Below are 15,688 nucleotides of genomic sequence, written 5' to 3'. Positions count from 1 at the left end.
TTACCTTTTTAGTATAACCAACCCTCAAGTAGCATTTCCAAATCATCATCGTTTTTTTCTTCAATATCAACATCTGGTAGTGATTGAACAAATTTCCTCCCATATCGCGTTGAAACGACACGTCGATCTAACACAATAACAACACCACGATCATCTTTATGACGAATCAGACGACCAAACCCTTGTTTAAAACGTAAAACAGCTTCTGGAACCGCTAAGTCGAAAAACGGTTTGCCACCATTTTGTTCAATTTCTTTTGCCTTGGCTGCAAAAAGCGGATTTTGTGGCGGTGTAAAAGGAAGACGAACGATCACAAGACAACGTAAATCATCACCAGGAAGGTCTAATCCTTCCCAGAAACTGTTCGTTCCTAATAAAATCGCTTGTTCAAATTGCAAAAAGTTTTTCGTCAGTTTCGTGCGACTATTACCATGGACACCTTGAGCCACGAGGTGGATATGTTCATCAATCACTTCTTTTAGCAAATGATACGTACGCTTTAACATATCATACGAAGTAAACAAAACGAGCACTCTTCCAATCGACCTTTGCGATAACTGGAAAAGTTGATACACGACAGAATCGATATATTCTTGGTCACCGACATCTTTTATGTTAGGCATTGATTTTGGCACAACGAGACGTACTTGTTGATCATAGGAAAATGGAGATTCGATCATGGTTGTCTTTACTGGAAAATCTTCGAGTCCTAATCGATCGCTCATATATGCAAACGACCCATCAACTGCCAACGTGGCCGATGTTAAAATTACGCTATCTTTCTTCGTAAATAATTCATCAGCCAGAAGTTCCCGAACGGTATAAGGTTGACGGTACAAGGTCACGTCATGATCATGTCCTTTTTCCTCGGCTTCTAACCAATACACTGCGTCTTCATCTTGTTCAAGGAGAATATGAACGAGAGAATGATGCACTTCTTCTAGACGGCGATATTCACTTTGTAACATCGAACGCATACGATTCAATTCTCGTTCTTCAATGGTTTGGTCATTTTCCAACTCAGCAATGAACGAATGGAGCGTTGTTAATAAATCATATAAATTAGCTTCAACACGATGAGCGACTTCTACAACTGGACCGGATTCCTGTAGAGTATCGATATCATTTTGCCGGAATGTGTATGAAGCCTTACCGGTTTGGTTCAGATAAGAAAATTTACTCGCAGCAAATTGTGATAGTTGCTGAAACAAATGCAATCCATCTTCTTTTATTTGTTGGATCAGCTTTGAAAACGATGATGTGTTCATCTTTAAGAGACGTTCAGCGTTCGTTAATTTTTGCCACGGTGCGTGCTTGTGATTTAATTGATTTAAAGGCTGACTAAACATATGGTAGTCAAGTTTGTAACCAAATTGCTTCGTTGCTACCTCTTCAAGGTGGTGTCCTTCGTCCAAAATCGCGACATCATAAGCAGGCAATAACGATTTGTTCTTCGCAAGATCTGTTAGTAATACCGCATGATTCGTAATAATTAAATCTGCATGTCTTGCACGCTTTTTAGCTCGAAAATAAAAGTCACGGTAAAACCATCCACCTTGCTGTTCACTCATCGACCTTTCATCTCCACGAATCATCGTAAGAAACGAGGAAGAATGAGAGACAAGATTGACTTCTTCTAAGTCTCCGTGATCAGTCTCTGTCAACCAAACGAGAATTTGAGCTAAAGACATCGCAACTTCATACGTAAGATCAATACTAGATGTTTCCACGAGATTGGCAAACTTCTTTAGGCAAATAAAATGTTCGCGACCTTTTAGCAATGTGGCTGTCAGCGGCGTTTTTAGCAATTTCTTTAGAACTGAAATTTCTTTGTCCATGATTTGTTCTTGCAATTGAACGGTATGTGTACTGATCACAACTGGACGATCAGTTTCTAGAGCTGTTAATGCCGCTGGAACGAGATAACCTAATGTCTTTCCAGTGCCTGTTCCTACTTCAAATAGGCCGTGCGCACGAGATTGAATCGCATCATACACATCATTCATCATCCGCTTTTGCCCACTTCGTTGTTCAAAACCTTCTACATTTTGTTGCAATGGCCCGCTTTCTTCATACAATTGATCAATGAAAGCAGACGGATGATTAATGGCTTGCTTATCTTTCAATTCTGGATCCGGTTCTCTTTTTAAAGCAATTCCATTAAAAATTTCTATATCTGAGCGAACTTCACGTGATGCCTGGCTTTTATCCTCAACCCATGTATCAAGTAACGGACGGAGGTGACTTTTTAGCATCGGTTCGTAAACGAGCAATTGTTTTAATGTAACTAGCGGAAGGGAACGCAACTTTTCGAGTAATTTAACGAGCAACATCCCTGTTACATTTGCATCATCATCAGCGCGATGTGGCTGAACGAATTCTAGGTCATAACGTTCAGCTAAGTCAGATAATTTATAACCTGAAGCTGTAGGGTCGACAAGGCGGGCTAACTCCACAGTATCAAGCGTACGACCTTCAAACGTCGAGTACCCATGATCTTCAAGGGCTTCATTTAAAAACGGTAAATCAAAATCGACATTATGGGCTACGAAATAGGCACCATCCAAATAGCGTAAAAGCGTAGGTGCAATCGCTGAAAATGATGGTGCGTCATCTACCATCTCGTCGTCAATATTCGTTAACGACTCAACCATTGGTGGGATCGAAACCTCTGGTTTAACATACGTAGAATATGTATCAACAACCTCACTACCTTCTACGATGACAAGACCAATTTGAATCATTCGATCACCTTGTCGATAAGACATCCCCGTCGTTTCAATATCGACGACGGCAAAGCGGTTCATGTTGATTCCTCCTCGAGGTCAAATCATTACCATTGTCCCGCTACGATTAAAACGTAGCGAGACTGACAGTTTTAAAACACTATCGTATATTATACACGACGATTAGCACGAAAGTAAGATTTGATCGGTCAAGGAACATAGAATCAAATTCAGGCTTTGTTTAATACATTGAAAATGAAGGTTCCGTGCCGATCATTTCTGTAATTTTGTTTTTTTCATTTAAAATCGCCACTTTTGGTTGATGCTCGTGGGCTTTAGATTGTTCAACCATCACATAGGATATAATAATGACGACATCACCAGGTTGAACGAGTCGTGCAGCCGCACCATTTAAACAAATCGTACCACTCCCACGCTCACCTGGAATGATATACGTTTCAAAACGTTCTCCATTATTATTATTGACAATTTGTACTTTTTCATTGGCATACATATCAACAGATTCTAACAATTCTTCATCAATCGTAATACTTCCTACATAATTCAAATCTGCTTCTGTTACACGCGCTCGATGTAACTTACTATTCATCATTTCACGATACATGGCACTCACCTCTATTTTTCTCATTCTCATTCGGAACATGAACGATGATATTATCTATTAACCTGGCTGATGGGTACGAAACAGCTGCAGCAACGATCGTTTCTCCTTGTAAAGTTTCCTTAGTTTGAAGTTCTGGAAACGAACGAATATCGACGTAATCAACCGTACCTGAAAGACTTTCTGACAAATCACGATGAACAACATCGATTAATCGGTCTCGATTTACTTCTCCTTCTTCAACCCACTTTTTCACACGTTGTAAAGAGCGTAAAATTCCCGCTGCTTCGTCCCTTTCTTTTTCCGACAAATATCGATTTCTCGAGCTCATGGCTAGACCATTTTGCTCACGAACAGTTTCTACTCTCCGAACCGTTTGTGGTAAATGAAAGTCATTTACTAGCCCTTCAATGACAGCAACTTGTTGGGCGTCTTTTAACCCAAAGTAGACAAAATCGCATTCTGTCAGTTGTAGCAACTTGAGTACAACGGTTGCCACGCCATCAAAATGACCAGGTCGATCTTTTCCACATAGACAATCAACACGGCGCTTTACATGAATATTAACAGTCATAGGTTCGGGGTACATTTCGCTTACAGTTGGACAAAATAGTAAATCCACCCCTTCGCGACTTGCGATATGTTTGTCAGCGTCGAGTGTTCGTGGATAGCGATCATAATCTTCTCCAGGAGCAAATTGAAGAGGGTTGACAAACAAACTACAAACGACGATATCAGCTTCTTGTCGAGCTGCTTTCACAAGCGCGATATGGCCCTCGTGGAATGCCCCCATTGTAGGCACAAACCCGATCGTTTTTCCTTCTCTTTTCCACGTATGAATCGCTTCTTTTAATTCTTTAATCGTTTGTATTGTTTTCATCTTCAGCCCCTCCTTCAACATAAGCTAAAAATTGTTTCATCATGTGATCGTCTGTTGAAAATGTATGTTCAGAAGCCGGGAAAGCTTTTTCTTTCACATCTTGAACATAAGATGTGATCCCTTTTTCTATTTCCGCGCCTACATTTGCATATTGTCGTACAAACTTCGGTATGTGACCATCATTAAATCCGATCACATCATGAAACACGAGCACTTGACCGTCTGTATCTTCACCTGCACCAATACCGATCACAGGAATCGAAAGTTCTTTAGCAATCATCGCAGCAATTTTATCTGGGACACACTCTAAAACAAGCATACAAGCCCCAGCACTTTCTATAGCACGTGCGTCATCATATAAAGATTTTGCATCTTCTAATTGCTTTCCTTGTACACGATAACCTCCAAGTACTGCAACGGATTGAGGTGTCAAACCTAAATGGCCAACAACGGGTACACCAGCATTCGTAAGACGGCGAATTGATTCAACAACGTCATCAGCACCTTCAACTTTTATCGCATCAGCCCCAGCTTCTTGCATAAAACGAGCTGCATATTCCATTGTTTTTTCAGAAGAGATGTGATAGCTCATAAACGGTAAATCTGCAACGATGAATGTATCTTGTGCCCCGCGCCGAACCGCTTTCGAATGCATGATCATATCATCGACAGTTACTGGTAAAGTTGAGTCATAGCCATGCATAACCATCCCTACTGAATCCCCAACGAGTATTAAATCGACGCCTACTCGTTCTGCAATTCTTGCACTCGGCGCATCGTAAGCCGTTAACATGGCAATCTTTTCTCCATTCTGTTTCATTTGTCTAAATTTTCCGATTTTTCTCATTGTTAGCCACCTCTACTTTTAATTTCAGAGGGGTGTATAAGTACGAGGATGGACTGAAATACAAAAAAGCTGACTCTTAAACAAAGGGACAGCTCTCATTGGTTTCACCTTCATGAGGAGGGAGCTAGACCCTTTTCGAGTCAACTTACATTCATCAACAACGTGGTCGCTATCGATTGTTATATCCTTTACGGTCATCCAGTACTTCTCCCTCTGTCCCCGTCCATTAATGTGGATCAAGGCAGAATTTTTCAAATGTCAATGATTTCCAAACGGTACAGTTCCACTAAAAGGATACTGCCCTAAATCAAGTATAACAAACATTTATCTGTCTGTGTGAAAGAAATCTAGGTCTCCAGAATAAACCTCTCTCTCATTGCCTTTATCATCAAGAATTCTTAATACACCTTGATCGGTGATTCCAAGCGCTGTACCCGTTACAGTCTCATTGACTCCTCGAGCGGTTATTCTCTCACCCATTCCACGAGCGTGCGCTTCCCACATCGGTTTAATAAATTGTAAACCTGACTGTAAAAATGTATCGTAAAACCATTCTAGTTCTTTTAATATCTCAGCTAACAATGCCGTACGATCCACTTGGACGCCTTTTTCTTTCCAGAGAGATGTTGCGATCTCTTCTAATTCTTCAGGAACTTCTTCTTGTAAAACATTCATGCCTATACCAAGGATGATTGATTGAATTCGATCAGGGTCTGCTTGCATTTCCGTTAATATCCCAGCAACTTTTCGATCATTGATTAAAAGATCATTCGGCCATTTTATCGATGCCTCAATACCTGTGACGTTTTTTATCGCTCGAACAACCGCTACAGCTGCAACTAATGTTAATTGCGGTGCTTCTTGAATAGCTAGAGATGGCCTGAGAATGATACTCATCCAAATACCCGTCCCTTTTGGTGAGTACCACTTACGTCCAAGACGACCTTTCCCCGCTGTTTGTTGTTCAGCGACAATTATTGTCCCTTCTTCATTACCTTCTTGCGCAAATTGGTGTGCTAATTCTTGCGTCGAAGTCACTTCATCTCTTACGATCACCTTTTTGCCGAAACGTTCTGTTGCAAGTGTCGCTTGAATAGAGTGATCTGTCAGTAGGTTAGGGGTAAAAACGAGACGATATCCTTTATTTTGAACAGCCTCAATTTTATACCCTTCTTTTCTTAGCGCATCGATATGCTTCCAAATCGCCGTTCGCGAACACCCTAGTTGCTCACTAATCGCCTGTCCTGAAATATACGAATCGCTCATTGTTAATAATAACTGCAACAATTTCGCTTTCAAATCATTTCCCTCCTTTCAACCATTCATAGATCGCTTCTTTTTGGTTAACAACTTCACCGCTTACGACAGCCTTTTCAATCCGACGCAACCCATCGCCAATTTCTGAGCGATGATCTATCGACAACTTTTCAATTAACATCTTTCCGTTGACCGCAAGTTCTTTCTTATTCTGAATCGGTAACTTACAAAAGCGGTCATGTAATAGAGCGACATTTGGTTGGTTGTGATCTATAAGCGCTCGAATGACCTCACTTGCTTCCAGACGCTCTTTACCTAACTGATAAAGCAACCAACTGGACCAACCTTCCCTTCTCGTTTGTAGCGCTATGTCATGGATCTCACGCACATCTTTACGCAAAGCTTTAGATCGTTTAAACGTCCCTAAAACTTCTCGTGCCGAAGTCTCATTGTTCCAATCAAAACTAAGAAGTGACCATAGCAGTAACGAAGAATCAACAACGAAATGGACGCGGTTTTGTTTCAACTTTTCGTACAGTTCCTTCACTTTCAATCCTTCGAGCGCTTGCATGACTGGAGATGATAACAGGGCCATCATAGATTGATAAGTCAAAGAAGATTGGGTCATTTTTTCAAGTTCATTTGCGATTCTTTCTACAGCTACCTCTTGGATGTTTTCCGAATATGTATATACAGCACGTTCTGTGTCCTGATCAATCGATAGCTGATATTGATGCGCAAAGCGCAATGCTCGTAAAAGTCTTAACGGATCTTCTTCAAATCGGTCACTTGGATTTTCAACCGCACGTAACACTCGCCTCTGTAAATCATCCTTACCACCAAATGGGTCAATGATCTCCCCTGACTTCGTTAAAGCCATCGCATTCAATGTGAAATCTCTTCGTGCCAAATCTTCCCGCAATGATCTATCGACATCGTTGAGGTTTACTTCCCCTCGAAATTGGGTCACCTCAATCACATCACTTGTCGTAGGCACAAGTACTGTTCCGTGGTCGACACCGACATCTACGACATGAGGGAAGATATGTTGTACATCTTCTACCCTCGCCGTAGTCGCAATATCAATATCTCCTGGAGGCTTATCTAACACGTAATCCCGAACCGCTCCCCCAACGATAAAGCTCGAAAAGCCATGGTTTTCTAACTCGACGATGATATCCCACGCCGCTTTCCAATCAGCAGGCATTTTTACACTCCCTTTATTGCAAGAAAAATTCCACATCAAATTTCCTGTCTGGTGAGGCACCCAAAAGCAACCGCAAGATGAAGCGCCTTTCACAGAGCAAAACATTTGTTTTATAATGTAATATCGCTCAGTGTTGAGTCGTTCATGTTTCAGATAGCGCTTGATGATAAACGCGCTCATATTGAGCGACAATTTCCTCTTGAGCAAAAACTGTTGCTGTGCGAAGTTCAGCTTTTCTCCCCATCTCTTGTCGCTTTTCTTCATCTTGAAAAAGAGATAACGTTTTTTCGGCCACTTGCCGCGTATCACCTAACGGAACAATGTACCCATTTTCATCATCTTCAATGACTTCTGGTATGCCGCCGATATCTGTTCCTATCACTGGTAAACGACACGCCATCGCTTCAAGAATGGTCAGACCAAAGCTTTCTTTTTCTGAAAGCAACCATTTCACATCACTCATGGAGAGTAATTCATTGATCCGCTTTTGGTTCCCGAGAAAATAAACAACGTCCTCAAGCCCATACTGTTTTACTTTTTCATCAACGACAGGTAAATCAGGACCTTCTCCAATCAGTAATAAAACAGCATCCTCTTTTTCTCTAACTAGGCGAAAAGCATCAATAACGTCCGTAACTCGTTTTACACGGCGAAAATTAGAAACATGCACGACGACACGTTGATGTTCTGAAATACCGTACTCTGCTTTCAAACCGTCCACTTGTTTTGGATAATAAAGCCGCTGATCGACAAAATTATAAACCGTTTCAATCGGTTTGCTCGTTTGTAATAGTTCCTGAGTCTGGTGCACGAGATCTTGAGATACAGCTGTAACGTAATCTGATTTATTAATACCAAAACGGATCATATCTTTTAACGAAGGGTCATAACCAAGGACCGTAATATCTGTGCCGTGTAAAGTCGTGACAATTTTTAAATGATCACCGACCATCTCTTTGGCAAGGTGCGCACTAATCGCATGAGGCACGGCATAATGGACGTGAAGAATATCAAGTGACTCTCTCTTAGCAACTTCGGCCATTTTACTTGCTAATGCTAAATCATAAGGAGGATAGCGAAACACAGAATATTGATTGACTTCAACTTCGTGAAAATAAATATTCGCTACATTTTCTTCAAGACGAAATGGTAAGCTTGACGTTATAAAGTGCACGTTATGACCGCGTTCTGCTAACACTTTTCCAAGTTCGGTCGCAACGACACCAGAACCTCCTACAGTTGGATAGCACGTAATCCCAATGTTTAACGTCATGTCTTATCTCCTAACAAATCTTTTATTTTTCGAGGTCCATTTTGTACAAATCCTTCACCGTAAGTTGTTCCAATTTGTTGGCCGAAGAGCCGATCTCGAGCCGATACTGATTGTAAGTAACCATTGTTTAAAGGTGTTTTGACTGATTCACCTTCTGCGAAAAACTGACTTTCATATGCTTCGAGCGCGCGTTGTTTAGTGTTAACGACATCTGATATATCAACAACGACATCTGGCTCGAATGTACCATTGATCGGATAAAACCAGAGCGCTTCTGGGCGAAACGGTTGTAAACCTAAGTCTTGATAACATTTGCGCACACCTGCTGAAAAAAAGGCTTCTTTAACCAATGCATGACAAGCTGTATGGTCTGGGTGCCGATCTTTGTCAAAAGGAGCAAAAATCATTTGCGGTTGGTATCGGCGAATCACTTCCACAACCGCTCGTACTTGTGAATCGTCATAAGGATGAATATGCCGATCAGGGATTTCTAGTTGGATCCTCTTGTCCACTTCTAAATGATTCGCTGCTTTCTCCGCTTCTTCCTGTCTCTTCTCAACAGTACCATTTGAAGACATCTCCCCAAGCGTAAGCGAACAAATCCCTGTTTTATATCCTTTCTGTTTTTGCAAAAAAAGGGTGGCCCCCATCCCAATTTCTACATCATCAGGATGAGCGCCAAACGCTAGTAAATTAATTGTTTCCGTCGCCTTCATTTCCTGAATTTCCCCCTGTCTGTCGCCGCAATTCCCGAAAAGCAAAATCTCCTTTTTTCAAGCCATGAATTAACACTTCTGCTGTTGCCATATTCGTCGCAATGGGTATACCGTAAACATCGCATAAGCGCCCAAGTGCGGAAATATCAGGCTCGTGTGGTTGCGCTGTTAGCGGGTCTTTAAAGAATAAGACGAGGTCCATGTTATTTTCCGCAATCATTGCACCAATTTGCTGGTCTCCGCCTAATGGACCGGAACGAAAACGATGTAAAGATAGACCTGTGGCTTCAGAAATTCGTTTACCCGTTGTACCAGTAGAAAACAATTCATGATCTTTTAGTACATTCAGATATGCTGTAGAAAATTGAACGATATCATCTTTTTTTTCGTCGTGTGCAATCATCGCAATATTCACAGGAATTCCCCCTTATTATCTCTCAAAAATTATTCAATAATATGCTCTAAACCGTAAACTAACGTTTCTAAGTTCATGACGGTTTCACAAGCTAATTTCACCCCAGGCATAAATGATGTGCGATTCATTGAATCATGGCGAATTGAAAGCGTCTGTCCTTCACCTCCAAGGATCACTTCCTGATGTGCAACGCGACCTGGTAAACGGACACTATGGATGTGCATACCATCAATGTTAGCACCTCGGGAGCCCGAGAGCTCTTCAGTTTCTTCAGGATGCCCTTGTACTTTTGGGTCACGTACTTCTTGGATTAACTGTGCCGTCTTGATCGCCGTTCCAGAAGGCGCGTCCAACTTTCGATCGTGGTGTTGCTCGATAATCTCTACATCTTGCATATATTTTGCAGCCATTTGTGAAAACTTCATCATCAATACAGCACCAATGGCAAAATTAGGAACAATCATCGCACCTAATCTTTTTGATTCCGCCTTTTCGCGTAATCGTTTAACATCTTCATCGGTAAAACCAGTCGTACCAATCACTGGGCGAACGCCATTGTCAAGCGCTAACTCCATATGTTTTTTCCCGATGTCTGGACGCGTTAAATCAACGAGTACATCTACGTCTACATCATGAAAACAAGTTTCCAGATTTTCAAAAATCGGAACATCTAATGAAGGCATCCCTTCCACATCTTTCATCGTCCAACCACCATTTTTGTGGTCAACGACCGCTGTTAATTGAAAATCTTCAGTTTCAGTTACCATTTTTACCGCTTCTTTCCCCATGTTTCCTCTCGGTCCAGCTACAACAATATTGATCATTGTTGATCTCCTCCTTCTTCAATACGTGTCCAACGATTTTCATCGCGCGTTTCAAATTTATCAAGTACGATATGTAAAGCTTCATCTAAATCAATATCCAGTGAGTTGGCAAGGCAGATTAAGACGAAAAAGATATCGCCGAGCTCTGCTTCTATTGTTTTTGCTTCTTCACTTTCTTTTTTCGGTTTCTCACCATAATAATGGTTCACTTCTCGAGCAAGTTCACCCATCTCTTCGGTTAAACGGGCCATCATCGCAAGTGGGCTAAAATAGCCTTCCTTAAACTGTGATATGTAATCATCGACACGTTTTTGTGCGTCTTGAATACTCATTTCATCCTTTTCGTTGACCATTTGTTTCACCTCTCTTATCTAACACTCACGTTCAATGGTAGCCAATCGGACACGTTTTGACAAATCATTTTTAATATGAATTGAATTCAAATTCCTTTTCGATTATAATAATTTGACAATCCATGCAAAGGATGGTCATATGACAACACCAATCAAAGTTCGCCATATTTTCTTCATTATAATTGGGGCCGCCATCATGTCATTTGGTCTCGTCTATTTTAACATGGAAAATAATCTTGCTGACGGCGGATTTACTGGGATCACATTAATTCTTTACTTCACATTAAATGTCGATCCTGCGATCTCTAACTTAGTATTAAACATTCCGCTATTTTTCATCGGTTGGAAAATTCTCGGTCGAAACGTTTTCATCTATACGTTAATAGGAACCGTCGCATTATCATTTTTCTTATGGTTTTTCCAAACTTACCAAATAGTATCAATTCCACTTAATGATGATATGACACTTGCCGCCCTCTTCGCTGGTGCTTTTCTCGGTGCTGGATTAGGGATTGTCTTTCGCTATGGTGGTACAACAGGTGGGGTTGATATTATTGCAAAACTCGCTTTTCGTTACCTTGGTTGGAGCATGGGCAAGACGTTGTTTCTTTTCGATGCAGTTGTGATTACTTCTTCCTTAATTTATTTGAACTATCGTGAAGCGATGTATACATTATTGGCTGTTTTTGTCGCTGCTAAAGTGATTGATTTTATGCAGCAAGGAGCTTATTCTGGAAAAGCTGCGATGATCATATCTGATAAAGGACCTGAGATTGCCGCAAAAATTTTATCAGACATGGAACGTGGCGCAACGATTTTAAAAGGGCAAGGAAGTTTTACAGGGGCTGATCGCGAAGTGTTGTATTGCGTTGTCGGACGACACGAAATGACCCGCTTAAAAACGTTGATCGACCGCGTTGACCCTCATGCTTTCGTCACGTTTACTGATGTACAAGATGTATTAGGTGAAGGATTCACACTAGATGAATATAAACAACCGCTCAGGGAATGAGACGTTCATTCTGTCTACACCTTAGCTTGTTGTTTATTTCCTCTTCTACCATTCAGTCACTATGTACGAACAAGACCATACATAGTAATATATATATAGATCGCAATAGCCGGGGAGGTAGCGGTGCCTTATTACCTGCAATCCGCTATAGCAGGGGCGAATGCCTATAGAAGGTCTTATCATGTGTGGTCAGCACTTTTGATTTGATGTTGAGGAAAAAGTCTTTTACGAAGAAAAACCACCGAACGGGTCAGATCCGGAAGGAAGCAGCCATAAGGCGGACACTTTTCTTGTGTAAGAGGTTCCTTTTTCTGAGTCAAAGAGAAAGCAAGCGCATGGATGATTAGATCGTATATAGGTTTGTGATTTACATATTGAATGAACCGTTGGCTACTTCTTCATGATGGGAAGTAGCTTTTTCGTGCTTTTGGAGAAATTTAAGTTTCTCCTCTACGGGGGCCATGTCAGGTTTTATTATGGGATGTAATTTGTTTAAGTTGTTATAATACGGTACGTGAAATATTGAGTTACTTTTTATCGCTTACCTATCAAAACCACCTCACAACATCCCAAGCTTCTATGTTACGATAAGCACTCGAGTACTCCTAGAAGGAGAATCATATGTTCAACAAACAGACTTACCTATGGATCATCGTTTTACTATTGATCGGCTTAGGGACGGCTTCCTACTTCCTTTTCGAAGCGAATGAAAAGCTGCAAAAACATGAAGAAGAGACATTTACTCGGTTATCTGAAAGCATCTTTCAGCACAGCTCTTATTCAGCACAAATTGAACAGCAGTTAGCAGAAATGTCTTCTGCGACCACACATGAAGACCGTTTTGCGCACATGCTAGATGCGTATTCCAATCTCTCTTCTCTATTAAAATCACAATATGAAAGCCCCTTTTTATTAGAAGATCAATTGCAGTTGCATAGTTATTGGGATCGCTATATTGTCGCTGGAAAACAGTATTTATCCTATTTATTACAGCAAGATGATTTAAGTGAGCTATCTGGCGTTGAACGGGACAATATCGAACGAATAAGAGAAGCTGCGCACACAACCGACGAGCATGTACAACAAATGAGAGCGTACGTTACTGATGAGCAAAACAATTGGGGTGACGAACAAGCCCAGAAATTGAATGCCATGGTGAAAGAGCTTCTCGACGAAACCGACACGTACACCCCCATCGGTGAAGATGATGCTGCATTTCTCGATGATCAAGATGATGACACATCACTTGGCCCCCTAGCATTCGAGGATGAAGAACCTTTGTCTGAGGAAGCGTTAGCTGAGGAAGCCTTCCTGTTTATGGACGATCTATGGTCGATTGACGATGTCAATGATGTTGAGAAAGACTTTGAAGGAAGTTCGTCTGTTGCTGGCGATTTGATCGGATTTCGTGCAGCAGAACGTGAGGAAAGCGAATATATCGTTGAAGTTAGTGTCCGCGGAGGGCATATCATCCAAGTTCAGCACCATGATCAAACAGCCAAAGACGCAGATCACGCCAAAGGGAATATAAACAAAGAAGAAGCACAAGCGTTTAGCGAACAAATTCTCACACGGTGGGACGAGGAAGAACAGATGGTACTGGATGATTTCGAAGAATTAGATGATCAGCTCACCTTTACTTTTTATCCAAAACGAGACGGTATTGCCTATGAAAATCGCCCTGTAAGAATCGAGATTGACCACCATGCAGGTGTGTTGTTAAGTTTTCAGCCCCTTCCTTACTATCACGTTTTCGATGAACAAGGAGAAACACAGCCACAACTAACAGAAGACGAAATCAGCCGTATCACTCATGATCATGAAATGATTGATGCAGATGGCGAACCTACATTGTCTGTCATCAATGGGCACTCCCATAGCAATGTCCTCACCTACCGTATTCCCGTAGATGGCATTGCGAGAGTTTCCCATATTTATATCAATGCTACGAATGGACAACATGAAGGTGTTCGTTTTGTAGATTAATATGAAAACTGACCATTTACAGTCTGGCACGCACGCGTGTCAGGCTTTTTTTGGGGTGAAGGTTTTCATGGTGGAGTTCAAACTGCAATACGGTATGTGAAATATTATGAACTCACGTAAAAAGTGAAGAACACGTATTTAAAAAACGTTCTTCACCGCGGGATCCTCCCCCTCCTTAAATTTAGACCGAATGAATGCCAATGTCCTCTACATCGATTTGTAATGCATGAAGTTTTTTATCAAAACAGCCAAACATTAATTTGTATAACGACAGATGACCATTTAAATTTCTAAAAAGAGATTATAATAGGAATTTCTCTAAATGATATATTAAACCAAGCCTGAGAAAACTCTCCATCAGACTCTGTTTGTGTTATATAAATGCACATTTGGGAAATTGTATTACTCAAAGTCATTCATCTCAATATCAAATTCTACGTTATATTCTTCGATTAGACCATCCATTTCATTATGAAATTCCCTTATTTTCGCCCTCCCTTCAGACAACATTTGATTTGATTGACTAACCATACCATGATCTTGATAATCAATAGCACCTAATAATTTAACCATAGCATTATATTGGGTGTTAACAGCACTAATGTAAATTTCATGTAATTCTCTAATTTCTGATGTCTCAGGATTTATTGCTTCAAGTTGTTCTATGAAATCTAAATACATTGGTAGAACAACCTCTTCTAAATGAATATACAAATCCTTATCATTGGTATAATTACTTCCTACGACGCTTTCATATTCCATTATAACCCCTTCTTCCAGGTCAATAATTGATGCAAGTTCTTCATTAATGTAATGATCTAAATCTTCACCAACAGGATCCCCACAAGCTGATAATAAAACAATTGAAAAAAATAGCAACCCTAATACATTATTTTTCATTTTCCACTCTCCCTTATTTATCATTAAAGAATGAAACAATAAGATTTTTACTTCTAGCAGCTCGTATAAGCGTAAGCATAGCTAGTTTAAAAGGTTTGGAATTTAGAAAGGTTCAAGAATTTTGGGGATGATCGTTTCCTTCTTTTCTTTTGAGGTTCATGTTATGAAGGGTATTGTAAGGTGTAGGTTTTAGATATTCTCTGCCATTAACTAAATCGTCTTACATACAAAATAATCCATATGCTTCTTGATAATGCTTTATTCGTTTTTCTTTTCTTCTTCCCACTTCATCGCTTTTGCAGCGCACTTTCATATGTGACCCTTACGAGTCTCGTTCGCTTGCTTCCTAGAACTTCTTGTTCTCGGATTCCTCGCTGTTTTATTTTTCTATAAACCTTTTTCACCTTACGGTGATCAGTTCTTGAAAACATAAAAAAGCACATCGCTTCTGCGACATGCTCTCAAATGCCTGGCGGCGTCCTACTCTCACAGAGGACACCCCCAACTACCTTCGGCGAGCTGCGGAATCCGATTAACCGCGAATTTCTTCGTCAGCTGCTCTCTCATAAGAAAAGTACAAGGCGCCCGCCTATCGGCGACTAGCACTGGAGGTACGGCAAGCAGAAGCGCTTTCAGCTTCAATTGCCGGACCGAAGTGACCTCGAGCCGA

The 15,688-nt window shown here is 40.9% G+C and carries 14 protein-coding genes and 1 other RNA gene; 3 read left to right on the top strand and 12 right to left on the bottom strand.

Annotated features, from left to right (window positions below):
* Positions 1 to 8: 8 nt before the first annotated feature.
* The 11 genes from dinG to HNQ41_RS08630 form a co-directional block, all read right to left on the bottom strand.
* Positions 9 to 2,807, bottom strand: a complete 2,799-nt coding sequence (gene dinG / locus HNQ41_RS08680; RefSeq protein WP_184664031.1) for an ATP-dependent DNA helicase DinG — start codon at positions 2,805 to 2,807, stop codon at positions 9 to 11.
* Positions 2,808 to 2,967: 160 nt separating this feature from the next.
* Positions 2,968 to 3,351, bottom strand: coding sequence for an aspartate 1-decarboxylase (panD, locus tag HNQ41_RS08675; protein WP_184664030.1), 384 nt, complete (start codon positions 3,349 to 3,351; stop codon positions 2,968 to 2,970).
* The gene (gene panC / locus HNQ41_RS08670) at positions 3,341 to 4,228 is read right to left on the bottom strand and encodes a pantoate--beta-alanine ligase (protein WP_184664029.1); all 888 of its coding nucleotides are present in this window, start codon (positions 4,226 to 4,228) and stop codon (positions 3,341 to 3,343) included. Before panC ends, panD begins: the two co-directional genes overlap by 11 nt.
* Complete coding sequence (gene panB / locus HNQ41_RS08665; protein ID WP_184664028.1) at positions 4,206 to 5,075, bottom strand: 3-methyl-2-oxobutanoate hydroxymethyltransferase; 870 nt, start codon at positions 5,073 to 5,075, stop codon at positions 4,206 to 4,208. Before panB ends, panC begins: the two co-directional genes overlap by 23 nt.
* A 324-nt stretch (positions 5,076 to 5,399) precedes the next feature.
* Positions 5,400 to 6,374, bottom strand: coding sequence for a biotin--[acetyl-CoA-carboxylase] ligase (locus tag HNQ41_RS08660; protein ID WP_281394000.1), 975 nt, complete (start codon positions 6,372 to 6,374; stop codon positions 5,400 to 5,402).
* Between the two features lies 1 nt (position 6,375).
* Positions 6,376 to 7,539: a CCA tRNA nucleotidyltransferase gene (locus tag HNQ41_RS08655; RefSeq protein ID WP_184664027.1), complete on the bottom strand. Its 1,164-nt coding sequence runs from the start codon at positions 7,537 to 7,539 to the stop codon at positions 6,376 to 6,378.
* Between the two features lie 142 nt (positions 7,540 to 7,681).
* A complete protein-coding gene (gene bshA, locus HNQ41_RS08650) occupies positions 7,682 to 8,812 on the bottom strand; it encodes an N-acetyl-alpha-D-glucosaminyl L-malate synthase BshA (RefSeq protein ID WP_184664026.1) in 1,131 nt (376 codons plus the stop codon).
* Positions 8,809 to 9,528 (bottom strand): bacillithiol biosynthesis deacetylase BshB1, encoded by a 720-nt coding sequence (gene bshB1, locus HNQ41_RS08645; protein WP_184664025.1) that lies wholly within the window; start codon positions 9,526 to 9,528, stop codon positions 8,809 to 8,811. The genes bshA and bshB1 overlap by 4 nt, the downstream gene beginning before the upstream one ends.
* On the bottom strand, positions 9,506 to 9,943 hold the full coding sequence (mgsA, locus tag HNQ41_RS08640; protein ID WP_184664024.1) for a methylglyoxal synthase: 438 nt from the start codon (positions 9,941 to 9,943) through the stop codon (positions 9,506 to 9,508). Before mgsA ends, bshB1 begins: the two co-directional genes overlap by 23 nt.
* Before the next feature lie 29 nt (positions 9,944 to 9,972).
* Positions 9,973 to 10,767, bottom strand: coding sequence for a 4-hydroxy-tetrahydrodipicolinate reductase (gene dapB / locus HNQ41_RS08635; protein ID WP_184664023.1), 795 nt, complete (start codon positions 10,765 to 10,767; stop codon positions 9,973 to 9,975).
* The gene (locus HNQ41_RS08630) at positions 10,764 to 11,120 is read right to left on the bottom strand and encodes a nucleotide pyrophosphohydrolase (RefSeq protein WP_184664022.1); all 357 of its coding nucleotides are present in this window, start codon (positions 11,118 to 11,120) and stop codon (positions 10,764 to 10,766) included. The genes dapB and HNQ41_RS08630 overlap by 4 nt, the downstream gene beginning before the upstream one ends.
* 139 nt (positions 11,121 to 11,259) lie before the next feature.
* Here HNQ41_RS08630 and HNQ41_RS08625 point away from each other — a divergent pair, with 139 nt between their 5' ends.
* The 3 genes from HNQ41_RS08625 (at position 11,260) to HNQ41_RS08615 (ending at position 14,118) form a co-directional block, all read left to right on the top strand.
* Positions 11,260 to 12,132, top strand: a complete 873-nt coding sequence (locus tag HNQ41_RS08625) for a YitT family protein (protein WP_184664021.1) — start codon at positions 11,260 to 11,262, stop codon at positions 12,130 to 12,132.
* Between the two features lie 100 nt (positions 12,133 to 12,232).
* An RNA gene (gene ffs, locus HNQ41_RS08620) (signal recognition particle sRNA large type) lies at positions 12,233 to 12,498 on the top strand.
* Between the two features lie 255 nt (positions 12,499 to 12,753).
* Positions 12,754 to 14,118, top strand: a complete 1,365-nt coding sequence (locus tag HNQ41_RS08615; RefSeq protein ID WP_184664020.1) for a hypothetical protein — start codon at positions 12,754 to 12,756, stop codon at positions 14,116 to 14,118.
* 402 nt (positions 14,119 to 14,520) lie between these two features.
* Here the strand turns inward: HNQ41_RS08615 and HNQ41_RS08610 are convergent, their stop codons facing one another.
* Positions 14,521 to 15,018, bottom strand: coding sequence for a hypothetical protein (locus tag HNQ41_RS08610; RefSeq protein ID WP_184664019.1), 498 nt, complete (start codon positions 15,016 to 15,018; stop codon positions 14,521 to 14,523).
* Positions 15,019 to 15,688: the final 670 nt, after the last annotated feature.

Source organism: Texcoconibacillus texcoconensis, assembly GCF_014202575.1.
GTDB lineage: Bacteria > Bacillota > Bacilli > Bacillales > Salisediminibacteriaceae > Texcoconibacillus > Texcoconibacillus texcoconensis.
This window is presented reverse-complemented; position numbering and strand designations above follow the sequence as displayed.